This window comes from Pseudopedobacter sp. (assembly GCF_040392825.1).
Lineage (GTDB): Bacteria > Bacteroidota > Bacteroidia > Sphingobacteriales > Sphingobacteriaceae > Pseudopedobacter.
Map to the genome: position 1 here is coordinate 1 of NZ_JBEBVH010000024.1, position 25,351 is coordinate 25,351.

General features: G+C 36.9%; 21 protein-coding genes. 10 read left to right on the forward strand and 11 right to left on the reverse strand.

The window, feature by feature from the left end:
* The 3 genes from ABWO41_RS03010 to ABWO41_RS03020 form a co-directional block, all read right to left on the reverse strand.
* On the reverse strand, positions 1 to 831 hold an 831-nt coding region (locus ABWO41_RS03010; RefSeq protein ID WP_353133224.1), incomplete at its 3' end, for an STN domain-containing protein.
* A 122-nt stretch (positions 832 to 953) separates the two neighbouring features.
* Positions 954 to 2,057, reverse strand: a complete 1,104-nt coding sequence (locus ABWO41_RS03015) for a FecR family protein (protein WP_353133227.1) — start codon at positions 2,055 to 2,057, stop codon at positions 954 to 956.
* Positions 2,058 to 2,116: 59 nt separating this feature from the next.
* Positions 2,117 to 2,692, reverse strand: coding sequence for an RNA polymerase sigma factor (locus ABWO41_RS03020; protein ID WP_353133230.1), 576 nt, complete (start codon positions 2,690 to 2,692; stop codon positions 2,117 to 2,119).
* A gap of 301 nt (positions 2,693 to 2,993) precedes the next feature.
* On the opposite strand from ABWO41_RS03020, the gene ABWO41_RS03025 reads away from it, so the two are divergent.
* The 8 genes from ABWO41_RS03025 (at position 2,994) to ABWO41_RS03060 (ending at position 14,280) form a co-directional block, all read left to right on the forward strand.
* Positions 2,994 to 5,699: a carboxypeptidase-like regulatory domain-containing protein gene (locus tag ABWO41_RS03025; protein WP_353133233.1), complete on the forward strand. Its 2,706-nt coding sequence runs from the start codon at positions 2,994 to 2,996 to the stop codon at positions 5,697 to 5,699.
* Between the two features lie 327 nt (positions 5,700 to 6,026).
* On the forward strand, positions 6,027 to 6,482 hold the full coding sequence (locus ABWO41_RS03030; RefSeq protein WP_502945627.1) for an HYC_CC_PP family protein: 456 nt from the start codon (positions 6,027 to 6,029) through the stop codon (positions 6,480 to 6,482).
* Between the two features lie 106 nt (positions 6,483 to 6,588).
* Positions 6,589 to 7,881 carry an efflux RND transporter permease subunit gene (locus ABWO41_RS03035; RefSeq protein WP_353133239.1) on the forward strand — a complete coding sequence of 431 codons (1,293 nt, stop codon included), beginning with the start codon at positions 6,589 to 6,591 and terminating at the stop codon, positions 7,879 to 7,881.
* 137 nt (positions 7,882 to 8,018) lie between these two features.
* Entirely contained in the window at positions 8,019 to 9,962 is a 1,944-nt protein-coding gene (locus ABWO41_RS03040; protein WP_353133242.1) for an efflux RND transporter permease subunit, read from the forward strand.
* A 13-nt stretch (positions 9,963 to 9,975) separates the two neighbouring features.
* Entirely contained in the window at positions 9,976 to 11,235 is a 1,260-nt protein-coding gene (locus tag ABWO41_RS03045) for a TolC family protein (RefSeq protein ID WP_353133245.1), read from the forward strand.
* The gene (locus ABWO41_RS03050; RefSeq protein ID WP_353133248.1) at positions 11,213 to 12,463 is read left to right on the forward strand and encodes a heavy metal-binding domain-containing protein; all 1,251 of its coding nucleotides are present in this window, start codon (positions 11,213 to 11,215) and stop codon (positions 12,461 to 12,463) included. Before ABWO41_RS03045 ends, ABWO41_RS03050 begins: the two co-directional genes overlap by 23 nt.
* Positions 12,464 to 12,473: 10 nt before the next feature.
* Entirely contained in the window at positions 12,474 to 13,661 is a 1,188-nt protein-coding gene (locus ABWO41_RS03055; RefSeq protein ID WP_353133251.1) for an efflux RND transporter periplasmic adaptor subunit, read from the forward strand.
* A 49-nt stretch (positions 13,662 to 13,710) separates the two neighbouring features.
* Positions 13,711 to 14,280, forward strand: coding sequence for a DUF3347 domain-containing protein (locus tag ABWO41_RS03060; RefSeq protein WP_353133254.1), 570 nt, complete (start codon positions 13,711 to 13,713; stop codon positions 14,278 to 14,280).
* 364 nt (positions 14,281 to 14,644) lie between these two features.
* Here the strand turns inward: ABWO41_RS03060 and ABWO41_RS03065 are convergent, their stop codons facing one another.
* The 3 genes from ABWO41_RS03065 to ABWO41_RS03075 all read right to left on the reverse strand — a co-directional run bounded on the left by ABWO41_RS03065 (position 14,645) and on the right by ABWO41_RS03075 (position 17,849).
* A complete protein-coding gene (locus tag ABWO41_RS03065; RefSeq protein ID WP_353133257.1) occupies positions 14,645 to 15,220 on the reverse strand; it encodes a Maf family nucleotide pyrophosphatase in 576 nt (191 codons plus the stop codon).
* A gap of 81 nt (positions 15,221 to 15,301) precedes the next feature.
* A complete protein-coding gene (locus ABWO41_RS03070; RefSeq protein WP_353133260.1) occupies positions 15,302 to 16,729 on the reverse strand; it encodes an L-serine ammonia-lyase in 1,428 nt (475 codons plus the stop codon).
* A gap of 160 nt (positions 16,730 to 16,889) precedes the next feature.
* On the reverse strand, positions 16,890 to 17,849 hold the full coding sequence (locus ABWO41_RS03075; protein ID WP_353133263.1) for a Smr/MutS family protein: 960 nt from the start codon (positions 17,847 to 17,849) through the stop codon (positions 16,890 to 16,892).
* Positions 17,850 to 18,010: 161 nt separating this feature from the next.
* Here ABWO41_RS03075 and ABWO41_RS03080 point away from each other — a divergent pair, with 161 nt between their 5' ends.
* Entirely contained in the window at positions 18,011 to 18,862 is an 852-nt protein-coding gene (locus tag ABWO41_RS03080; RefSeq protein ID WP_353133266.1) for a DMT family transporter, read from the forward strand.
* 14 nt (positions 18,863 to 18,876) lie between these two features.
* On the opposite strand, the gene ABWO41_RS03085 is transcribed toward ABWO41_RS03080, so the two are convergent.
* Entirely contained in the window at positions 18,877 to 19,347 is a 471-nt protein-coding gene (locus ABWO41_RS03085; RefSeq protein ID WP_353133269.1) for a DUF2147 domain-containing protein, read from the reverse strand.
* 158 nt (positions 19,348 to 19,505) lie between these two features.
* Here ABWO41_RS03085 and rluF point away from each other — a divergent pair, with 158 nt between their 5' ends.
* Positions 19,506 to 20,354, forward strand: coding sequence for a 23S rRNA pseudouridine(2604) synthase RluF (rluF, locus tag ABWO41_RS03090; RefSeq protein WP_353133272.1), 849 nt, complete (start codon positions 19,506 to 19,508; stop codon positions 20,352 to 20,354).
* On the opposite strand, the gene ABWO41_RS03095 is transcribed toward rluF, so the two are convergent.
* From ABWO41_RS03095 to ABWO41_RS03110, 4 genes are all read right to left on the reverse strand, one after another.
* Positions 20,351 to 21,550: a Gfo/Idh/MocA family protein gene (locus ABWO41_RS03095; RefSeq protein WP_353133275.1), complete on the reverse strand. Its 1,200-nt coding sequence runs from the start codon at positions 21,548 to 21,550 to the stop codon at positions 20,351 to 20,353. The genes rluF and ABWO41_RS03095 overlap by 4 nt on opposite strands.
* A gap of 63 nt (positions 21,551 to 21,613) precedes the next feature.
* The gene (locus ABWO41_RS03100; RefSeq protein WP_353133278.1) at positions 21,614 to 22,972 is read right to left on the reverse strand and encodes a Gfo/Idh/MocA family protein; all 1,359 of its coding nucleotides are present in this window, start codon (positions 22,970 to 22,972) and stop codon (positions 21,614 to 21,616) included.
* Between the two features lie 17 nt (positions 22,973 to 22,989).
* Positions 22,990 to 24,342 carry a 3-keto-disaccharide hydrolase gene (locus tag ABWO41_RS03105; RefSeq protein ID WP_353133281.1) on the reverse strand — a complete coding sequence of 451 codons (1,353 nt, stop codon included), beginning with the start codon at positions 24,340 to 24,342 and terminating at the stop codon, positions 22,990 to 22,992.
* Positions 24,343 to 24,543: 201 nt separating this feature from the next.
* The coding region (locus ABWO41_RS03110) for a sugar phosphate isomerase/epimerase family protein (protein WP_353133284.1) at positions 24,544 to 25,351 on the reverse strand (808 nt) is incomplete at its 5' end.

Genomic DNA, 25,351 nt, shown 5'->3' on the forward strand with positions numbered 1-25,351 from the left:
AGAATTAGCGCCTCTTATCACAATATCTACTGTTGACCCGGGTTGACCGTCCTGAGAGGATACCTGTACTCCGGCGACACGTCCGGCCAATGCTTCTTCGAATGACCTTACAGGTGCCTTTTGTAAATCTTCTACGGATACAGATCCTACAGCCCCTGTGAGATCTCTTCTGCTCACTTCCCCATAGCCTACCACTACAATTTCATTGAGTTTTGTAGGTGCTTCAAGAAGACTTACATTTAATACCTTTTTATTATTTATATCAATTTCCCTGGTGGTAAAACCTATATAGCTAAAAACCAGGACTCCTTTTCCGTCGGGTACTTTTATTGAATAATCACCTTCTACATTAGTTAATGTGTATGTATTGGCACCTTTCAGTTTGATACTTACGCCTGCAAGAGGGTCGCCTTTTATATCGGTTACCTTTCCTTTGATTTCTACATTTGAAATCTGTTTCCAGTTAATCGCCCGCTTTTCCTTAATTACCACAGTCTTATCTTTTATGGTAAAGTCTAGCGGCTGGTCTTCAAAACATCTGTTCAAAACCTCTGTCAGCTCAGCATTAGTAACATCTATGCTTACAGATTTCGACTTCTGAAGAAGATCTGTAGAGTACAAAAAATTATAGCCAGTTTGTTGCTTTAAACTTTTTAAAACATCTCTAAGTTTAGCCTGCTCTACATTTAAGCTTACCTTTTGAGAGTAAACAGATGCACTTACAGAAAGAAAACTGGTTAGTAAAATGAAGAATGCTATTTTCATGACCAACATGAATTTGTACAGTACTTTAGGTTTTAGTCTAAAGCCTGTAAACACATTAAATTTCATATATTTGAAATGTTTGGGTTTAAGTTTTTAATTAGTTTCTCGAAAAGATTATTAACAATATTCAAACACTGCCGGAAGTGTTGCGAGCACTTTCGGCCTTATTTTTTACTTATAGTACGGTATCAAGGCATAACAATGATCCTCCTTCCCTGAATTTTAAAATGAACTACATTGGTTAATGCAAGCATATCTAATACTTTAGCTACGTCTTCGTATTTTGAAATAGATCCTGCTATTTGTTTATCGGTAAAATTTTGGGCAAAAACGACATCTACATTATACCACCTGGAAATCTTACGCATAATACTAGACACCTTCTCGTCGCTAAACTGAAAGATTCCGTTCTTCCATGCTACAGCATCTTCGGCACTTACTTCACTTACTACAGAACTTTTATTTACCAGACTGGTTTGTATTTGTTGATCGGGTTTTAAAAAATAATCCTCTCCAAATGACTGAACTTTTACCGCGCCTTCTAGAAGTGTAACAACAGCATTCGGTTCATCATGATAAGCATTAACATTGAAATGCGTCCCCAGAACTTCTATAAACTGTTCGCTTGCTTTAACCTTAAATGGTCGCTTCGGATCTTTAGCTACCTCAAAATAGACTTCGCCGGTTATTTCAACCAAACGCTCCTGCTTTGCAAAAACGGAGGGAAATCTGATAGAAGAAGCCGCATTTAGCCATGCTCTTGTGCCATCTGCAAGTTCTATCTGATATTGTCCACCTTTTGGCGTTTCCAATAAACTGAATATAGCTTTTGTATCATCAGCTCCGGCAACTTTGTAAACCAGCTCACCATCTTTATTCTTATAAACCTTAATATCATTTAAGACAATGGTCTCTCCGGCGGTAACTTCATCAAGATTTATTTCTTTACCGTCAGAAAAAGACAATTTGGCCATGTTGCTTCCGGGTACTATAAGCAACTCAGACTGACCTATTTCATTTCTTCCAACAAACAGATAAAGCGATATTGCAGAAAAAACTACAACAATGGCCGCTGCAGCCCAATGCCAATATCTGTTTCTGATTTTTCTGTTATCAGGTATATCCAGTTTCTCCCAAATATGCTTCTCCAGTAACTCGTAATTAATATCTTCAGAAAGAGATTCTTTTTGAATCTGATGGTTATACCAGGATTCCAAAAGTTTCCTCTCCTCCTCGCTACATTCTCCCTTAAGGTATTTCTTTAATAATGCTTTGGTTTTATCTTGGTTCATATCTATTTGGCAACTGCTTTTTAGATATGTAGGTTAACAAAAAGGAAGGTGGTACTTTTTTATAAAAAAAGTTTAACAATAATATAACACCAAAAAAATATTCCAAATTTAGGTTTCAGGATTTTCAGCGCTTTATGAATTTGTTTTTTTACCGTTTGGTCTGATAATGAAAGTCTTTCGGCAATTTCCCTGTGGCTCAAATGCTCTTTTCTGCTTAGTTCAAAAACCTCGCGCATTTTTCTAGGTAGAAAATTCACTTCCCTTTCTATTCGCTCGGAAAGTTCTTTCTCTATTAAGATATGGTCTATGGTATAAGTTCCATTATGGATAAAACCTGCCAACTTTTCAAGATAATCGTTTCGCACCTTTCCTTTATCCAACAAATCAAATATCTTATACCGCACTGCAGAATACAGATAAGAAGAAAGTTCACCTCTTATCTCCAGTGATTCCCGGTTTCTCCATAACGATTCAAAAATATCCTGAATAATATCTTGTGACTCTTCCTCCATCTTAATCATCCTTCGGGCATGTCTGTACAAAACTGCCCAGTACCGCTTATATATTTCATTAAACGCAGCTTTGCTTCCTTTTTTAACTTGAGCAATGAGTATATCGTCACAATAATGGCTCATCAGGTTTATAATAATAATGTGTACGTAAACGAATATACAATAAACTTTATTAATAAAAGTATAATACCTAAAATTTAAAACGAGAGTATACTTTTCAACTTCATTTCCTTTTGTAAATTTTTGTTAAAATGCTGCGCCAACTCTATATTTTAAATATATTTATCAGTTCAATAAACATTCGGGCTTTTATTAGTGAAAAAACTTAAATGTTCTAATAAATACACTAACAATTGAATGTTTATATACCAGCCCTGCATGCCAACATGCAGGAATTTGAACAGATATTTAATTTAATAAGCAGATGAAATATATTAAGCTCCTATTGTTTACTATACTTGTATCGTCCAACTATATATATGCACAAACCGACAGTATTTCATTAAATACTATCTTAGAGAAAAAAGGTAAACTTTTTCATGATTATCCTTCAGAAAAGGTACATCTTCACTTCGATAAACCTTATTACGCTATTGGCGATACCATTTGGTTTAAAGCTTACGTCACCTTAGAGCAAAGGTCTCCCTCCCCTCTAAGCAAAATTCTATATGTAGATGTAATTTCTGCAAAAGATTCATTGGTAGAGAGTTTAAAAATTCCGGTCACAAATGCTGTTTCTTCCGGAAATATTGTACTCTATAGCCCTAAATTCGCACAGGGTACCTATCAGTTAAGGGCCTACACCAAATGGATGCTGAATTTCGATCCGACCTATTTTTTCACTAAAAATATAGTCATTGGAGACGGTATTAATAAAGAACTTAATACACATATTACTTTTGATGGCAGCAGAAGTGAAAAAGGCGCTAAAGTAAACACGAAGATATTATATAAGGATGAAAAGGGAATTCCTTTAATGAATAAAAAGGTAAGCTGGGAGGTAATTGCAGATTATGAAAGAGTGGCAAAAGGAAAGGGAACTACTGATGGAAATGGTTATTTAGACATTTCCTTTACTGCCCCTTCGAAGGTAGATATTAATCGCGGGCAATTAAACACCTCGCTGGAAACAGGGAATATAAAACCTTTAACAGCAACCTTTCCGTTGAAAACCGCAATTTTAGAACATGATATTCAATTCTTTCCGGAAGGCGGAGATTTAATTGCCGGAATTCCGTCGAAAGTTGCCTTTAAAGCGATCAGATCGGATGGATTGGGTATTGATGCAAAGGTTTCTATTGTAGATAAAAATGGAAAAAGTATTGTTACGGGCGACTCACAGCACCTGGGAATGGGACTAATTTCTTTTACTCCAGAACCTGGCAATGCATACAAAGCGAACGTTACATTTAAAGATGGTTCTTCAAAGAATTTCGATCTTCCTCCGGTAAAAGACACAGGCATGAATGTTTCTGTCTCACAAAATCAGGAAAACGTGGTTCTAAGAATCAATGCCAATGACAACTACTTTAAAGCCAATTTGAATAAGGGATTTTATATTATAGCTCAAAATGCCGGAATTGTTTACTACGCTGCTCAAAGTATCTTGCGTGGACAAAGTTTTAATGCAGAAATCCCTAAAAACAAGTTTCCTTCTGGTATTTTACAAATTAGTTTGTTAGCTTCTAACGGCTCTCCTATTAGCGAAAGATTAACGTTTATTAAAAGGAATGACTTATTAGATATAAAAATCAATTCTGATCTGTCAACCTATGGTGGGAGGCAGAAAGTAAAACTGAATATTCTTGCAAAAAATGGCGAGGCTGCAAAGGAAGGAAATTATTCGATTTCTGTTATAGATGAAACCAAGGTTCCTTCTAACGAAGACACCGAAACAACTATCTTAAGCAATTTGTTATTGAGCTCGGATTTAGCCGGATATATAGAAAAACCAAACTATTATTTTAACAAAACAGATACTAAAAAAGAAAGCGATCTGGATCTATTGATGCTAACACAAGGTTATAGAAAGTTTTTGTACAAGGACGCTATAGAAGGCAAATTTCCAAAAATAACATACCTTCCCGAACAAGGCATAGACATTACGGGAACTATACGCAGAGCGAACGGAATGACATGGCCGGGTGCCAGACTATTGCTTCAGATACCGGACAGGCATTTTACATCTCCTGCTACTACGGACAAAGAGGGAAAATTTAAATTCCCGAATGTTGTGTTCAGAGACTCTTCTGAGGTCATTGTTAACGCAAGAAACAATGTAAACTCGGCAAAAGATATCAGGATTATGATAGATGGAGAACCTTACCCCGCAATATATTCTAATGTAAATAAACCTGCCGAAATTTTAAATATTGACAGTACGCTTAACACCTACCTGAAAAATGCAAAACTCCAATATGGTAATGCTTTCATGCTTAAGGAAGTCGTTGTTAAAGCAAGCGCAGAGCGCAAACCAAGCCACCTCGATCATTCATCTTTGTCTGGTTTAAATATGATGGCAGATAAAGTAACATCCAGTGAACAATTGCAGGCTTGTGCTAATTTATTGAACTGCTTATCCGGATCTGGAATCACTTACATAGATAATATGCTCTATTTAACCAGAAGCTATAATCAGGGAAGCCGAGTTCCTATCGAGATTTATGTTAACGACATGCCTGTAGATGTAAGTTACCTGGCAAGTATAGATGCTAATGGTGTCGAATCTATTGAGGTTTTCAATAATGACGGTTTAAGCGGCATTAACAGAAGAACGAATACGCAAGGTGTCCTGGTCGTAAACTTAAAGGAAATCAAAAAAACACCTATTTCTAAAGATCAGCTAAAAGAAATGTTCCCGCCTGCCAATATACTGACATATAAGCCTAAAGGTTATTCGGTAGAACGAAAATTTTACGCTCCCAAATATGCAGGTCCCAGGGCAGCAACCCAACCAGAAGATTTAAGAACAACAATTTTCTGGAATCCAATAATCAATACGGACAAAGATGGAAAAACTGCTCTGGAATACTTTAACGGTGATGGAAAAGGTACCTATAAAGTTGTTGTTGAAGGAATAGATATGGATGGAAATATAGGTCGGGGAATTTATAGATATCAGGTAAAATAACATAGAATAACGTTTCCGGAAGTTAGAGAAGACATCAAACTTCCGGAACTTAATCAGTATTTATTGATATTGTAAGAGCCTGTTTAAAAATGTATAATTAGAAGTACAGATGGTATAGAGACTGCTTCGTACCTCGCAGTGGCGCCCCTATTTTCGTCATTGCGAGAAGGTACAGCCTGTCCCGAACTTGATTCGGGAACGAAGCAATCTCTAGCTGTAATAAATATTTCGATTAGACTTTAAACAGGCTCTTAGATAAAAGTAAATTAACTGTTACATTCATTCTGTACTTTTAAAATTCACTAATTTGTTATAAGTTTGTTACCAATGAAATTGAGCCATAAAATATTGTCATTATTCATGATTGCGATGATTTTTATCGTATCTACCGGTATGACGCTCAATCTTCATTTCTGTGCTAACGAATTAAAAAACGTTAGTTTACAACAACAAAAAGATTCTTGCTGTCAAAAAAAATCTGGGGAAAAAGAAGAAAATCACAAAGAGTGTAATAAAAAAGGCCAGAAACATTGTGACGGAAAATCGGAAAAATCATGCTGTAAAGAATCTAAAGTAGCTACTAAAAACCCGGTAAAAGTAGATAATCCAAGTTCTAAAAAGGATAACTCTTTTACCCAATCTCTGGTATTTTTAAAAAGCTACGTTTTAAGTTTCCTTAATTTTAACACAGAAGACTCTGAGGATGACGAGAAACCAAAAGTCTCGCTCTTTCCTATGCTCAAAGAAGGGTTATATATCCTTTTAGGGCAATTCCGTAATTAGAATTTCTCCTCTTTTTTGGTTATTAATATCAACCAAAATCCCATTTAGAGATTAATAATCTCTGTTTTATCTAATTATTTCTTTTTTAAACTTATATCATTAAAAGATGATTGAGAACCTAATAGGTTTTTCGCTGAAAAACCGGTATTTAGTTCTACTTGTTGCATGCTTTTTATTTGCTGCCGGGATTTATGCAGTAAAGAAAAATAAGATAGATGCAATTCCTGATCTTTCAGAAAATCAGGTAATAGTATTTACCGAGTGGATGGGCAGAAGTCCTCAGATTATCGAAGATCAGGTCACTTATCCATTGGTTACTAACTTACAGGGAATTCCTAAAGTAAAATATGTTAGGGCGAATTCTATGTTTGGAATGAGTTTTATCTACGTCATTTTTGAAGATGATGTAGATACCTACTGGGCTCGCTCTCGTGTTTTGGAGAGATTAGCAAGTATTGGAAAAAGCCTTCCTGAAGGTGTATCTCCTACTCTTGGGCCTGACGGAACAGGTGTTGGTCATGTTCTTTGGTACACCCTAAATGCAAAAGGAATGGATTTAGGTGAGCAAAGGGCTATTCAGGATTGGTACGTCAAATTTGGTTTGCAAAATGTTCCCGGAGTCAGCGAAGTTGCTTCATTCGGTGGTTTTGTCAAATCTTACGAGCTTAGCGTAGACCCGAATAAACTTTCTTATTATAACATCACTATAGATGAAGTTATTAAAGCTGTAAGAAGCAATAATAATGAAGCCGGTGGTAGAAAATTTGAATTAAATGATGTAGGATATATTATAAAAACTAACGGATATGTCAAAAACATAGACGAACTGAACAATATTTCCGTAAAGACAAAAAACTCCATTCCAATAAAAGTAAGTGACATTGCGAAAGTTCAAATGTCTAGCGAAAACAGACTGGGTATTTTTGATTTAAATGGCGAGGCAGAAACCGTAGGCGGTATTATCGTGATGCGATATGGTGAAAATGCAGATGAGGTTATTAAAAATGTTAAACAAAAGATGGAAGAAGTTTCTAAGGGTTTACCTGAAGGAGTCTCTTTCAATATTGTTTACGACCGCAGCGGACTTATAGAAGAATCTATCGCTTCAATAAGGAATACCTTAATTGAAGAAATTATTGTGGTTTGTATAATCGTGTTTCTGTTTTTAATGCATTGGCGAAGTGCCATGAGCATCATTATTCAGATCCCTATTACTATTGCTGCCAGCTTTATTTTGCTCAACTATTTTGATATCAGCTCGAATATCATGTCGCTAACAGGAATAGCTTTAGCAATTGGCGTTATTGTAGACAACGGCATTATTATGACAGAAAATGCTTATAAGCATCTTTCTGAAAGGCAAAAGCAACTGAATGAAGGACTAAAGTCTAAGGACTAAAGTACATATGTACTATGTTCAATGACTATTTAGGAGCAGTAACATTAAAATGAAGAAAAAAGGTACATAGCAATACTACCTAGCTCCCCTCTCCTTCGGAGAGGGGCTGGGGGTGAGGCTACTAATGAACTAAGAAAATGTGGCAACGTATTAAAAATATATTCTCTAAAAGAGAAAAGGATTATGTAGAACTGGATAATCAGGAACGATTATCTATTATAGAAAAGTCCTGCAAACAGGTTTCCAGGGGTGTTTTTTATTCAACCGTAATTATCATCACGTCTTTTCTTCCCATTTTCCTTTTGGAAGGTCAGGAAGGAAAGCTATTTCACCCACTGGCTTATACCAAAACGTTCATCATGATTATCGATGCGATTTTGGTTGTAACCCTGGCTCCTGTTTTAATTTCTTTCTTCATGAAAGGAAAGTTTAAACCAGAACAGTCCAACCCTATAAACAGGTTTCTGGAAAAAGTTTACGAACCTGTCATCAGAGCCTGTATGAAATACAGAAAAACGACAATTGGTATAAATATTCTTGCTCTGGTAGTCAGCATTCCAATGCTTTTCAGTTTGGGAAAAGAGTTTATACCGCCATTAGATGAACAATCTATTCTCTTCATGCCAGTAACTTTACCTGATGTTTCAAACTCAGAAATCAAAAGGATTTTACAAGTTCAGGATAAGATCATCAAATCGGTTCCGGAAGTAGAGCAGGTTTTGGGGAAAGCAGGGCGAGCTAATACGGCAACAGATAATTCGCCACTCAGCATGATAGAAACCATTATTATGCTAAAACCTAAGAGCGAATGGCGTGAAGGAATGACCAAGAAGAAGATCATTGAAGAGCTGGATAGCAAGCTGCAGATCCCGGGTGTTGTAAACGGGTGGACGCAACCTATTATCAACAGAATAAACATGTTGGCAACAGGAATTAGAACGGACGTAGGAATAAAGGTTTATGGCCAACGCCTGGATAGCATCCAATTGGTATCCGAAAGAGCCCAACAAGTATTAAAAAGCATTGACGGTGTGAAAGACCTGTACGTAGAACCTGTTACGGGAGGAAGTTATCTGGAAATTGATATCAAAAGAGACCAGCTTTCACGTTACGGTCTTAGCGTAGACGATGTAAATATGACTATTGAAACTGCTCTGGGTGGGGCCGTTATTTCCAATACGATTGAAGGCAGGCAGCGTTTCGGCATTCAGGTGAGATTAGCTGAAGACTATAGAAACAGCATTGACAGGTTAAAAAGAATTCCATTAAATACAAACGACGCCGGAATTATTCCACTTGAAAGCGTAGCTGATATCAATTTTGTAGATGGTCCTCCAATGATTACGTCGGACAATGCTATTCTCCGCGGAGCTGTGATGTTCAATGTTCGAGACAGAGACATTGGTACCACTGTTCAGGATGCAATAGATAAAATCAACGCAGAACTTAAGCTTCCAAACGGTTATTTCCTGGAATGGAGCGGACAATACGAACAATTAATCAGCGGACAAAGAACATTAATGATGATTGCTCCGATAGTTCTTGTTATTATATTTCTATCCCTATATTTCGCTTTTAAATCTATAAGAGAAGCATTCCTAAGTCTTATAACCATCCCCTTTGCCTTAATAGGTGGTGCTTTCCTTGTCTATTTTTACGGAATAAATTTATCTGTAGCCGTTGCTGTTGGTTTTATTGCATTATTTGGAATTGCGGTAGAAACCGGCGTTGTTATGGTAATTTATTTAAACGATGCTATGCAACAACTGGTAGCAAAAAAAGGAAATAGTGCAGAAACTATTAGTCCTGAGGAAATTAAAGAATATGTTATTCACGGTGCCGCTAAAAGATTAAGGCCAAAGATCATGACAGTCTGTGTTTCGCTATTCGGATTAACGCCTGTTCTGTGGTCTACCGGAGTGGGAAGTGATGTAATGTTACCCATTGTACTCCCTATGATTGGTGGTGTATTAACTTCCTCTACACATATTTTACTGGTAACACCATTAATCTTTTTAATGACTAAAGAATATGAATTGAAAAAATTCGGAAAACTGGAGGTGCTAGATGTTAAACATTAAGAATAATACCGGCATGAAAAAGATTTTACATAATATTCTGTGTAGTATAATAATATTACTCGGCTTGTTCTCCTTCCCTGTTTTTGCACAGGAGAAGTTAAGTCTTGAACAAATTATAGCTGAGATTTCGACAGAAAACTTACAACTGAAATCTTACGATCAGAAAATCGGTAGCCAGAAAGCGAAAACAGAAAGTGCAAGATCATGGATGGCCCCTATGATTGGTGCAGGAACTTTTATGACTCCATATCCCGGACAGGAAATCATGTCTGATAACGATAAAGGTGCATGGATGCTTTCTGTAGAACAGTCTATTCCAATGATAGGTATGAATAAAGCTACAGAGAAGTATTTGGCTTCACTTTCTTCAATTACAGAAGCTCAAAAAGGTATGACCATGAACGAATTGAAGAATCTTGCCAAACAGAACTACTTTGATATCATCATTAGCCGAAAAAAGCTGGCTTATCTGGAGAAGAATATCGAGATCATGAAAACCATGAAAAAATTGGGTGAGATCAGATATCAGTACAACAAAGGAAATTTAAGTCAGATTTACAAAGCGGAAGGCAGGATATTCGAGATGGAATCTATGTTGAACGAAATTGAGAGTAGTGTTGACATTGCTAAAATCAATTTAAATGTATTGATGAACAGGAATCCACAATTAAATTTCGAGATAGATGAATCTGCGGAACTGCAATTCACCCCCGTTGCTAATCTTGACTCCACTTATCTTAACCATAATATTAGTGAAATTAAAGTGATGGATAACGAAATCGGGAGCATGAAATTGGATGCCGAGATGATAAAAAAAGAGGCAAACCCCGAGATCAAATTAAAATTCGACCATATGTCTTCATTTTCGGCGATGATGCCCCGGCAATATTCGGCTATGGCGATGTTAAGTATTCCTATTGCACCATGGTCTGCTAAAAAATATAAAGCGAATTTAAAAGCCAATAAGCTGGAGGTTACCGCAATGCAACAAGAAAAACAGGCTATGCTTGTCAATATGCTTGGAATGATAAAAAGTATGGAAAGAAATATTCTGGCGATGGAGAACCGGGCAAATACTTTCAAAAATAAAGTAGTTCCGGCTATGCAGAAAAATCTGGATGTTTTGTTACTGAATTATCAGGAAAATAAAGAAGAATTACCAATGGTTATTGATGCATGGGAAACACTCAATAAAGCCCAGCAGGATTATGTTAGTCAATTGGGGACTTTGTACAAAATGATTATCGAATATGAAAAAAGCATTGAAAAATAATAGTCTATTGGTCTTTATGTTTAGTTTTTTTATTTTGATAACAGCATGTAATCGCAATAAAAGCACTTCATCGGGAGAAAGCAAATATACTTGCCCAATGCATCCTGAAATAATAAAAGACGAACCGGGAACCTGTCCAATATGCTCCATGGATTTGGTTCCTGTCCATTCCGATGCCAACGCAGAAGTTTCAGAAGAAGTTGAACCTTTATTAAATAACGTAAATGAGGTAATATTTTCTGATGTAAAGACAGTTTATCCGCGAAAGCTGGTGCTGTCTGATACGATAACTTTGAATGGAAAAATAACTTTTAATCCTAATAAAAAAAGTGCTATAGCTTCTTTCGTAAGTGGTCGGATTGAAAAAATGTATATAAAATATAACTTCCAGAAAGTTAATTCGGGACAGTTGATTTTTGAAATCTACAGTCCTGATCTGGTTAATGCACAACAGGAAGTTCTTTATCTCGTAAAAAATCAGGATCAGGAATTATTAAACAGGGCAAAAAGCAAGCTTAAACTACTTGGCGCCAATGAGGCTCAGATTAATTCGCTCATCAAAACCGGAAAAGTGATGTATCGTTTTCCTGTTTACAGTAAAAGGAGCGGTTATATTGCAGATTTTTCTTCATCTGTAGCTAAACCCGATGAGTCAGAACCGGGCGATGCAATGGGAATGGAAAATGGAAATGCGAGCTCTGGCTCTTCTCCCGTTACCAATAATGATCCATTGCAAATTCGAGAAGGCATGTATGTAAATGCCGGCGAAACTGTCTTTTCTGTTTATGACAACAGCGATTACTGGGCAGAATTTTATATCAATCCGGAATATCTTAAAGAGATAAAAGAAACAAAAAAAATCTGGATAGGTGGGAAAGCACACCGTATATCAAGTTATATTCCTTACTTCAAAGATGAGGCCGCCTTTGCTATTGTTAGAGTAGATATCAAAGAAAAAACACATCATATTGGCGAATTGATAACGGGAAAATCTATAACTGAGCCTAAAGACGGGATTTGGATCCCTAAAACATCCATTTACGCCAAAGGCAGCGAAACGATTGTATTTCTAAAAAAAGGAAAATCTTTACAACCGTATAAGGTTATTCTTAATGGATATTCGTCGGGCAACCTGGTTGGTGTTTCGCAAGGAATAACAGAAAATGATAGAATTGCAGAAAATGCAGCTTATTTAATCGATTCTGAAGGAACAATCAGAACAAACTAAAAATATCACAATGAAATTCAGGATATATTTTTCGATAATTATTGCAGGCTTATCACTACTTAACTTCTCTTGCTCAGAACAAAAGAAAGAACAGCCCGCAGCTAAGCAGGGTATAAAATATACTTGTCCTATGCATCCCGAGATTATCCGCGATGAGCCGGGTTCCTGTCCTATCTGTCACATGGATCTTGTTCCGGTTACAAAAACAGAAAGCCCTGTTTTGATGCTCAGCGATAGTCAGATTAAATTGGCAAATATAAAAACGATGACGGTTGGCTCCGGCACCTTTCAAAATCAGATGGAAATTAAAGGAAAAATCGTTACCGACGCCAATGGAATTGAAATTATTTCGGCTCGTTATAATGGCCGTGTAGACCGGCTTTACGTTAAAGAGATCGGATCGCCTGTACAAAAAGGTCAAAAACTTTACAGTATTTATAGCGAGGAACTTTTGGCACTTCAGACCGATTACCTGCTAAACTTAAAACAACAAGACGAATTTCCGAACGAAAGTATTTACAAGAAATTAACTGAAGCAGCAAAACACAAACTGGCATTATACGGATGGAGCGAAACACAAATTGCTCAACTAAAAAGCAGAAAAAAAACAGATGCACTTCTAACTGTGTATGCACCAATTTCGGGGATCGTAAAGGAGATTAATTTGATAGAGGGATCCTATATAAATATGGGAATGGCTTTGTTCAGAATAGAGAATTCGAATAACTTATGGGTAGAAGCTGATGTCTATCCTCACGAACTAAAAAACATCAAAACAGGTCAAACCATTCAGGTACTTATCCCCGGCTTTGAAGATCAGGCAATTGCAAGCAAAGTAGATTTCATTAACCCACAATATAACGATGCTCAGCAAATTGTAACAATAAGAGCCTCTATTAAAAACCCTGATTTAAACTTTCAGGAAGGCATGCTTGCAAAGGTCATTATCAATAAAGCAGCAGAAAATGAAGTTTTAAGCATTCCTGTAGATGCGATTGTCAGACATCAAAATCAAAAGCATGTTTGGGTTCAAACCGAAAAAAACACTTATGAACCAAGAAAAATTGAAACTGACAAAGAAAACGAGAACTTTGCAATCGTAAAGTCTGGTTTAAATTCTGGAGAACAGATAGTTTACAGCGGTGCCTATTTACTTTATAGCGAGTATAAATTAAAAAAAGGACATCTGGTTCTATAATATTACAACGTCATTAAATTTTAAAATATAAAACAACAAACAAATCATCATGAATTTAAAAAACCTTTTTAAAGTATCTTTTGTAGCAATTTCACTGAGTCTTGCTGCCTGCAACAATTCAAATAAGGCAACCCATTCAGAACAAAGCCAGGAAAATCACAGTCATGACAACAGTCATGAGGGACATGAACATGCTAAAACTGGTGAAAATACTCCTTCATTTTCTGATGAGAAAGTTGGAAATGTATATCACCATTATATTCATTTAAAAAACTCACTGGTAAGCGCTAATGATAACGAAGCAAAAAATGCCGCTGCAGAACTTGAAAACGCATTATATGCTGTAAATAATGCTGAGATTGCCAATCAGGCCAAATTAATAAAGGAAGCTTCTGATCTGGAAACAAGAAGAAGTTATTTAGATAAATTAAGCAACCAGCTAGTAGATTATTTTACTGCTAACAAGCCAAGTTCGGGAGTAATTTATGTTCAAAATTGCCCTATGGCAAATAATGATGCAGGAGGTGTTTGGCTTTCCAATGAAAAACAGGTTAGTAACCCCTATTACGGAGACAATATGTTAAAATGCGGAACAAATGTTTCTGAAATTAAGATGTAAATTTTATATGCTTAGACATCTTGAATTTATGAATAACGTGACTTTAAACCTGCAATTTATAGAAAGCACCTGAAAAAGAGGCATTTTCTGTATTACGCTTAGTTTAAATTCACTACATAATCGTAAACCCTCATCCGCCCTTTGGGTCCCTTCTCTCTTTCCGAAGGGGGCTCCTTTGTTCCGAAGGAACTCCCTTGGAGGAGCAGAACGAAGGAAAAAGATGAACGGATAGATGACTATAAAACACAGGTTTACAAATTTCCTCACTCTCTCCCAAAGCGATTAAGAGTGAGGAAATAATACGATTTAAAACTCTTAACTTGATGCGATACGATGAATAGGAATGTAACCAGTGTTAATGCTTTTAGATACCTTCTTTAAAAAAGCCAAAGTCTTTTAAACCCTCATAAAGCTTTTCGGTTGGCAATCCCACTACATTGGTGTAAGAACCAACAATTCCTGTAATTGCTGTTACCCCAATCCATTCCTGAATCCCATAAGCTCCTGCTTTATCAAAAGGTTTATAATTTTTAATGTAATAGTCTATTTCGGTATCCTGCAACGTTCTAAAATGCACTTCGGTTACCTCGCTAAAAGAGACCTGATGTTCTTTAGAAACAATACATACTCCCGTAATTACTTCGTGTTTTCTGCCCGATAATTTCCTTAACATAGCCGAAGCATCATCCGCATCCAACGGTTTGCCTAAAATTTCATTATCAACAACAACAACGGTATCTGCGGTTACAATCACTCCCTCTTCAGAAACGGCAAAAGCATTAGCTTTCTTTTTTGCTATATATTCGGCTACTTCATTTGCTCTTAATGATTCCGGATAGCTTTCATCAATGTCTTTAATGTACAAGGTGTATTCCAGACCCATTAATTTTAATAATTCCTGCCTTCTGGGCGACTTAGATGCTAAATAAATTTTCGGCATATTTCTAAAAACGATTTCGGTAAAAACCGTAAATATTCAATTATATTTTTAGATTTCCTATCTCCATTTATAAATCGATTTCTAACACTCCGGAGAACTTAATGGAATGTTTATCGCAAGCCCTCCCTCGGATGTTTCTTTATACTTCGAGTTCATATCTAATGCCGTTTGCCACATGGTATTCACTACTGCATCAAGACTTACTTTAGCATTATCCGGATTGGTCTGCATAGCCAATTGCGATGCTGTAATAGCTTTTATGGCACCCATACTATTCCTTTCTATACAGGGAATCTGAACCAGACCTCCTATCGGGTCGCATGTTAACCCCAAATGGTGCTCCATGGCTATTTCTGCCGCCATTAGAACTTGTCTTTGCGAACCTCCTAAACATTCTGTTAAAGCAGCTGCTGCCATTGCAGAAGAAACGCCAATTTCTGCCTGGCACCCACCCATAGCGGCAGAAATGGTTGCTCCTCTTTTGAAGATAGAGCCAATTTCTGATGCGGTAAGCATAAATTGTATAATTTTCTCTTCTGTATTGCCATCACAAAAAATCATGAAATAGTGAAGAACAGCTGGAATAACTCCAGCAGAGCCATTAGTCGGAGCAGTTACAACTCTGCTGAACGATGCATTCTCTTCGTTTACCGCCAAGGCAAAACAGCTGATCCAGTTTAAAATATTTGGAAAATCTGCTCCGGTTTGCTTTATCGCTCCTAACCAGGATACATAGTCGCTATATTTATAATCGCCGAGTAGTTTTTTGCTTATTTTCGCTGCTCTTCGCTCTACATGAAGCCCTCCAGGTAACGTACCCGTCAATTGACATCCTCTATACACGCACTCTTTCATAACGGAAACTATATCTAAAATTCCTTGTTTCACCTCCTGTTCTGAGTGAATAGCCAGTTCATTTTCAAATACCACATCCGAAATCTTTAAGCCTGTTTTCATACACCAATGCAATAAATCTCCTGCATTTTCTATATGAAAAGGATAGTCTGCATAAGAAGACTCGGAATATTCTTTCTCTTCTCCTTCTTTAATAATGAAACCACCACCTATAGAAAAATAGGTCGAAGACAATACATCTCCATCAGCCAAAATAACTTTAAAAATTATTCCATTAGGATGTTGCGGTAAACTTTCTGAGAATAAGAATTCAATATCTTTATTATAATCGAATGCGAGCGCATACTTTCCGCCAAGAAGTAAGGTATTTTTTTCTCTGATGCCAGCAATAGTAGGATTTATCAAATTCACATCCATAGTCACCGGATCGAAACCGCATAGTCCCAACACAGCTGCGATATCTGTTCCATGTCCAATTCCCGTTTTAGCAAGAGAACCGTACAATAGTACTTTGACATGTTTTACTTCGGTTAAAACATCGGCTATTTCTTTTAAAAATGCCTGAGCTGCCCTCCATGGACCAAGCGTATGCGAACTGGATGGCCATACCCCTATTTTAAATATATCAAAAACGGAAAGTTGTTCTGAATTCATTGTTTTAAAATTTCATAAATTCAAATATACATTTTAAACTTTTTAAGTTTCTATAAACCTTTAGTTGATTAATTAGTATCCAGATCATCAGGACAGGACTGATGATCTAAAACATAGCGTTTAAATTACTTTTGCTTACAATGTATAATTTGGATAATGTTTAAGTTTTGAAAATAACTTCTGTAGCCCCATAGCCAAACTTTTCTTTATAAGCATCTTTAAATGTCCGTACCTGAGGATGTTTACTTAGAGCTTTATGGATATGATCTTTTAATATTCCATTACCAACACCATGAATAAAGACCATATCTACAAATTTGTGAACTATAGCTGCAGCCAGTTTAGAATGAAATTCTTTAAGCTGTATATCTAATATTTCTGGTTTACTCAGAGATTGATAGTTGTCACGTAGTTTTTCTATATGCAAATCAATCTCCCTTGCAGGCTTTTCGACTTTTTTAGTTTCATTTTGAGGCTGGCTGAAAAAGCTGGCTTTCAATTTCTCCGCATCTATTTTTAACTCGGGTTCATCCAGTTGCATTATCCATCCTGTTTGTCTAATAAATGGTACTGTTTTCTTTGTATCTGAAAAGTCCTTAGCCTTAAATTTATGGATTAGCGAGATGGGTTTAATTGGCTTAATATTAGAAGATGTAAAACCTAATATATCTATCAGAAACTTAGGCCACAAGTCCAGCTCTGTTAAAGAAGCAGTGTATACTTTAGTAATAGAAGATGGCCCAATTTTACCCGAAAACTCTCCTTTATAAGTATCCTTTAATTCAGTGTTCAATGTTATGAGCAGTTCAAAAGATGTCTCATTTACTACGAAGAAATGCAGCAACGATCCCTTGTTAACATCCTGAACAAAAGCTAACGAAATTCCCTTTGTTTTAAATTCTGCAGCAGCAACCTGCTTTTCTTCTTCACCATCTCCAAAATCATTCGCTATCGCATTGGCCATATGTCCATGCACTCTGGCCAGATTACTGACAGCAACAGGTATTTCAAAATCATCGTCACCCGTAACCGCTACAATCTGATCATCAATAATTCTGGTAATATAGCCTTCTCGATTTTCGTCTATAAAACGTACAAACTCACCCAATTTAAATTTCATAACAACAAATATCGCAACTATTGGGGAACTTACACCAACACAAATTCGATTATTAATGAGGATAGGGACATCCATCACCCTCAATAATATCTAATCTCTACAATTATTTTACGCACTGTTCTTTATTCTTCATAACGATAACCTTACTTTTGCGACCAGTAATGAAAAATATCCTTATAGGTATTCTGTTTGCCATGCTGTGGTCGTCAGCAGCTGTAGCTACTAAATTTGGAGTATTATCAGTTCCTCCGCTCATATTGGGAAATGCCCGTTTTTTTATTGCGGGCTTCGTACTTATTGCCTATGCCATATTTTCTAAACAATACAGAAAACCTACTGGAGATGAATGGAAACATCTCGCATTTTTTGGTTTTTTAAATACTACATTATATTTAGGATTATATGTTTATGCCATGAAGTATACGGCAGCCGGAATTGGCAGTTTAGCGGTATCTACGAATCCTTTACTTATTGTCCTTATTTCAGGCTGGCTTATTGGCAGAAAAGCATCGAGAAAAGAATGGATAAGTATTATATTGGGAATTCTGGGTATATATATTGCAACCATTCCTTTACTTAATAATAGTCAAACTAATCTTTTTGGGTTATTCTTATTGTCTTTAAGCATGATTGCCGTATCATTTGCCAGCGTATATTATGCAAAAACAAGATGGTCTTTATCGAATATTTTAATTAATGGCTGGCAAGTTACATTAGGAGGAATTTTCCTACTTCCATTCACATTTCTCATGTCTGATACTTCGCAAGTGGTTTTGGACGGCAGATTTTGGTACGCTGTATTATGGCTTAGTCTTGCGGTTTCTGTGATTGGGCTAATTTGCTGGTTTTACCTCTTACGTATTGACACAGTAAGAGCATCTTTATGGTTATTCCTGTGTCCTATATTCGGTTTTTTCTACGCCTGGTGGCTAATGAATGAACCAATTACACTATATACTTGTATTGGAACGGTACTGGTTATTGGAGGTTTATATCTTAGCCAAAAGAAATAACATAAAGAAAATAGCTAAAATTTACCCGCTATACCTTCTTCCGGTAACCTATCAAAAGTTAAAGTTTTACCAATCCATTTAAACTTCCAATATCCGGTTACTTTGAGCAAACCGTCTTTAGTAACATACGCTGCAGAATCCCAGAACCGACCATGATAAGGATCATATATCTTACCATTTTCCCAGCTTCTTGTTTCAGGGTCATATTTTAATCCTTCTACAATTTCCATTCCGAGCACTTTCCTGTCTCTTAAAGATGGATCTGGATTACTGGAATCTTTAAATTCGTCTAAGTCTTTATCTTTTTCTGGCTTAAACCAAAGAATTTTTGCTCTTAGGTCTCCCGCTTTTTTAAAGACTTTTACAATAAGATTTTTTTCCTTAGATATCCATTTGCCGCAAATTCTGTCTTCATTTACCTGGCCAATCGTTGTGTTTGCTATAAGCAATAGTATGCAAATAGTAATAATCCTGTATCCCTTCATAGGCAAAGTTTATAATGGTAAGCCAAATTCCATACCAAAATAACGATTTGAGTGCAAAGAAACAATGGGAATAATCTTATTAAACGAAATATCAGAATTTACTTTTTATCTTTGACAAAATGCATTTTATGGGATTGGGAGATCAAAACTTATTTCGTTTGAATAAAGCTATCAGTGATAGTGGAATGTGCTCGAGAAGAGAAGCTGATAGATTAATTGCAGAAGGCAGAGTAACCATCAATGGTAAAACTGCAAAAATCGGAGATAAAATAAGCAACTCTGACGAGGTAATTGTTGACGATAGAAGATTAAAATTAAACAAATCTGGGGAAAGACCCGTCTATATTGCGTTCAATAAACCCAGGGGTATCGTATGCACTACAGAAACAGACGTTAAGGATAATATTATTGATTATATTAACTTCCCAAAACGAATATTTCCCATAGGCAGATTAGATAAACCTTCTGAAGGGCTTATTTTCCTTACCAGTGACGGAAATATTGTGAATAAAATATTGAGGGCGGGAAACAACCATGAAAAAGAATATATTGTCACAGTTGATCAGCCTGTTACAGATGAATTTGTAAAGAAAATGATGAATGGTGTTCCCGTTTTGGATACCGTAACAAAGAAATGTCAGGTTTTTAAAGAGTCTGAGTTTGTTTTCAGAATTATTTTAACTCAGGGCTTGTACAGACAGGTCAGAAAAATGTGTGAGTTTTTTGGCTACCACGTGACGAAACTGAAAAGGACAAGAATTATGAATGTCACTCTGGCTAAACTCCCTCTAGGTGCATGGAGATATCTTACTGCAGATGAACTTGAAAATATCATGGAAATGGTAAACAATTCTTCTGGAACTGAAGAAGCATCTGTTAAAACAGACACTCCTCATAAAGAGAAACAATTCAACAAAACTAAATCGTCCAGAAAAAAAGGTGACGATAAAACTAAATCGTCACCTAAAAAGAAAAAATCCGGTTCTGCTAAAAGATTTTACAGTTAGCCTATATTGTATTCTGGTTTCCAGTATTGAATGGTGTCAGCATAAGAAGACCGATTAATCATATCAACACAAAAAGCAGTTTTTGCTCCGGTAATTACATTTGAGTCTGGTAATTTATTTTCAACTACACTACGATGGAAATCTTTTAAAGCATACCACGTACCATCTTTAGTTCGTTCATTTAAAATTGGAATTCCTCCATCTTTATTCCACGTAATCTTCGTCGCACCCGTAACTCCATCAACGGTTTGTAAAGCTTCCAATGTTTCTTTCTCCGGATAAAAAGTACCTTCGTTTACGAGCAGCGATATAGCTCCCTTAGAACCCTTTATCTTAAAAAGGTAACCATCTTTTTTATTAGCACAAGTGGCACCAAAGGTTCCAATCATTCCGGCCTCTTTATAACGCAAGACAGCTTGAAGATTATCAAAAGTTTCTCTACCGTCTTTATAAAAGTCTATCCCGCCAGTTGCAAATATTTCTTGCGGATTGGTATTAAAAGTCCAGTTAATAAAATCTATTTGATGAGAAAGTAGCTCTGCCGCCAAACCTCCCGAATATTCCTTATACATTCGCCAGTTCACCTTTCTTTCCAGAGAGTTACTTGGAACTGCTCTTCTCCAATTCCAATTTCTATCCCAACGGCAATCTATATGAGTTACTTTTCCTAAATAACCATTCTCTACCATCTCCTTTACTTTGTAGTATAAGGGGGATGATCTGTATTGGTGTCCAACCTGGAGTATTTGCTTAGTATGTTTTTTAGACAAATCCACCAGATCCAATGCCTGCTGAGAAGAGTAAGTCATCGTTTTTTCCAGATAAATATGTTTACCTGCAAGTAAAGCGTCCTTGGCTATGTGATAATGTTCACTTAAAGTTGTTGCAATAACAATAACATCTATACTCTTGTCTTCCAAAAGCCTTCTATAATCTTGTACTTTATAAGTATAAGACTTCAGCTTTTTAGCATTATCCAGTCTAAATTGTAAAGTATCACAAACCGCCACTACATCAAACATTTCCGGAAGGCTGTCCATCACCGATTTTATTCCGGTACCCCTGTCTCCATAACCTATAATACCTACTTTCAGTACTTTTCCAGAAGATTGATATAACGCAGAAAAAGCTGAATTATGTAATAAAAGACCACCTGTTAAAAGCCCGGACTGGGCCAAAAATTTCCGTCTACTCATATTATAAAGATACTAAATATACAAAAAGTATCAATACTGAATGCCAGATCCAAATACGTTATGCTATAATTTAAAGACCTTTCCGCCAACCATTACTTCCTGAGTTTTGCTATCAAAAGTCGCTTTAGATCCGGTTCTGGAAGCTGCCGTAGTCATGATATTTGCCACTGAATGGTTATATCCAGCTTCTACCGGTGCATTTGGCTGCTTTCTGCTCCTGATGCATTCCATCCAGTTTCTCATGTGTGCAGACGTTAATACGTCTGCTCCTGTATTGGCTGATGCAGCTACCTTTTCTACTTTTTCTGTCAGGTTAACTTCTGGCAGCAGATTCGCTTTCATGCCCATTGCCGCGGCTGCTTTTTCGGTAAGGCCCCCTTTGGGAGAAACTTTATTAGTGATCAGATTAAGCTCTCCACCGTTTGAATAATAAATTTCCGATGGCCTTTCGTCTCCATTGTGCATCCGCGAATTGAACGTTACCTGAAAACCTTTAGTCATATCTTTTTCCGGTCCGTAATCGAATACAGCAGTTGTGGTATCCCAATTGCTCCTGCCATCTTTCCATTGATAAACTCCTCCGTTTGCTACCACACTTCTCGGATGTTGCAGATCTGTAAACCAATGAACCGTATCTATCTGATGCGACATCCACTGGCCGGGCATTCCTGAAGAATATGGCCAAAAAAGACGGTATTCCAGATATTTTCTAGGGTCCCACGCCTCGAAAGGTCTGTTCATCAGAAAACGTTTCCAATCTGTATCCTGTTCTTTACATTTAGCAACCAGTTCTGGTCTTCTCCACCTGCCTGGCTGGTTAACGTTCCAGGTTAGCTCTACCATGGTAATATTTCCAAATTTCCCGTCTTTAATGAATTGCTCTGCAGCCTTATAGTTTAATCCGCTTCTTCTCTGCGAACCAATTTGTACAATTCTGTTTGTTGCTTTAACAGCTTTTAAAGCGGCTCTGTTATCTTCCATGGTTTCTGCAAAAGGCTTTTCTACATAGGCATCGCAACCAGCCTTAACCGCTTCTATCGTATGCAATGCATGTTGGAAATCGGCCGTACTGATAATTACACCGTTCAAATCCTTCATCGTATACAGCTCTTCATTGTTTCTGAACGCCTGTATCTTATTTCCCAGCTTTTGCTCCAGAAACCCCTTGCCTTCTTCTCTTCTCAGCTTCCATAAATCCGAAACGGCAACTATTTCAAAATTCAATTCTTTGTAATGATTGAGGAACGATGGAAACAATGAGCTTCTGAATCTATCTGAGAAACCAACCACCCCTATTCTTACCCTATCATTTGCGCCAATAATTTTGCTATAGCTCTTTGCACTCATGCCCATTGTACCCAAATATACTCCGGCAGAGGCTATGGCTGATTGTTTGATAAATTTTCTTCTTGAATTTTCCATGATTTAGATTTAGATGTTTACAGCTCTCTTATTTTTATACTTCTGAACGACACATTATCTCCGTGATCCTGTAACAGGATTCTTCCTTTAGGAGCCATTCCAAAATTCTCCCAGTTTTTGTATTTACTAATGGCTACCAGATCATTAAATTCTTTAGATCCTCTTACGTATTCCAATACCTTAACACCATTTAACCAGTACTCTACTTTGTTTTCCGGAGATACTTTGATGATCCCCTGGTTCCACTCACCTATTTTTTTAAGGAATCGAGGTTGCTTGTTAGATGTTTTTAGATCGTACAATGAGGCCAATGTTCTATTGCCGTCCCTTCCCAGCTTCGCATCAGGATGTTTTGCATCGTCCAGAATCTGATATTCCAGACCTATTGCCGACCCCTTATTTCCTTCCTTTTCTGTAACGAAGTATTTTACGCCACTATTTGCTCCTTCTGTCAGTTTGAAGTCGAACTTCAGTTCAAATGCTTTATATTCTTTTTCGGTAACAATATCTCCTCCATTGGTGGATTCTGCTCCATCGGATTTCACCACACTCAGCGTTCCATTGTCTATCTTCCAGCCTTTTGAAGGGAATGCAGGCTTGTAAGCCCCCCTCCATCCTTTCGTTGAAACGCCATCCCATAACATATAAAATCCGTTCTTTTTCTCCTGTGCGGACAGGTCATTAGGAATTAAATTGACTACATAAATATCGTCCAACGGAGATGGCTTCAGATTGGTTGTTTTAATACGGATATTTCTCCAGCGGATCTGTTTTCCAGGAACTTCGTCTTTGCGAATTGCATGAACCTGAAATGCTATAAATCCTTCCGGGGTCATATTATCTATAACATGAGCCGTTGGCACTCCGTTAACCCAGGTCCTGATTGTATTACCGATACACTCAATCCTGTATTTATTCCATTGGTTGTTCTTAAATGCTGTTTTAGCCTTTGGATTTAAATCTGCTGTATACAACCAACCTCTGCGGGCCTCGTCATAAATTCCTCCGCTCCATGCCCTTTCTGACGGATCGATTTCTACCTGGTAGCCATGTACGCGTCCTTTTTGATACTCGGGAGTACTTAAACTCCTGATCTGAACACCTGAATTCATGGACGGGTCAACAAAGACTTCTACTTCCAGGATGAAATCTTTATAGGTCTTTTCGGTCGCCATAAACGAATTAGGCTCGTTACTTACTGTTGTCCCTACCATTTCTCCATTTATCGCCTCATACTTTGCTTTGCCGTTCAGCTGCTTAAACCCTTTAAAATCTTTTCCGTTAAAAAGTTGCTGCCATCCGTCTTTTGTTTGTGCGGAACAAACTACTGCACAAATCATCAGAGCACTAAAAATCGATCTAATCTTCATAATTATTGCTTATATTTTTTGATTTCTCTTATTTCTACCAAACAAACTAAAATCGTTTGTTCATTTAGGTAATTGGTAATTTACTCACATCTAAAATAGGTTAAAAAAAGCCTTTTATAAAGGCATTAATCAGTTTATTTTACGTAATCGATTACGTTTTACGCCATTTCTGATGATCGAAACGAACTCACTTTATGCACTTTAATCAGCATAAGCTATCTTTAGTTGCTCCTCTAAATAATATTTTGCCAAAGCGGCTTCTTCCTTTAAGTTTGTCCACCTTCCTTCTATAAAGATCTTTCCCTGATAATTTATTTGCTTTAATGCTTTAAAGTATGGAATAAAATTTTCTTTATGGACTCCAGGCCTTGTACGCCCCTCTTTCTCTGCTACCTCGACATAAGAAATCACATCTCCCGCTTTCAGGATACTGGCTGGAGATTCGTTTTCCTTTAACATATGATAGATATCGGCGTTTAGCCTGAAATTAGGGTGGTTTATCTTCCTCACTATCTCGGCAGCATCGGCAAGAGTTGTCATGAAATTTGTCTCTGTACTATTTAAGTTCTCCAGAAAAATGCTAATGTTATATTGTTTTGCCAAAACTGCCATTTTCTTTCCCAGCAATATAAACTCTGATATAGCTTTTCCTCTGTCTGTATCTTCTTCTATTTTTCTTGCTCCTCCACTTCCTAAAACAATTGCCTGTATTCCTAATATATTAGCTCTTTTAAAAACACCTTCTGCATGAGAGAGCACTTTAGCTTCGTCTACATCTTTACCTGCTATCTTTATATCTGAAGGAAAAAAAACATTACACATATATACTTTGCATTTTGCATGCTGAATCTTCTGCCTGTTTTCCTGAAAATCAACATCCGAAAGCCGAGGTGACACCATCCTGGCGACTCCTTCGCCAATATATTTATATCCTGCTAGATAGACGATGCTATCATTTGCAATTGGTGTTGCAATTCCTATTTCCGGAATCTTCTGACCATAAACATTG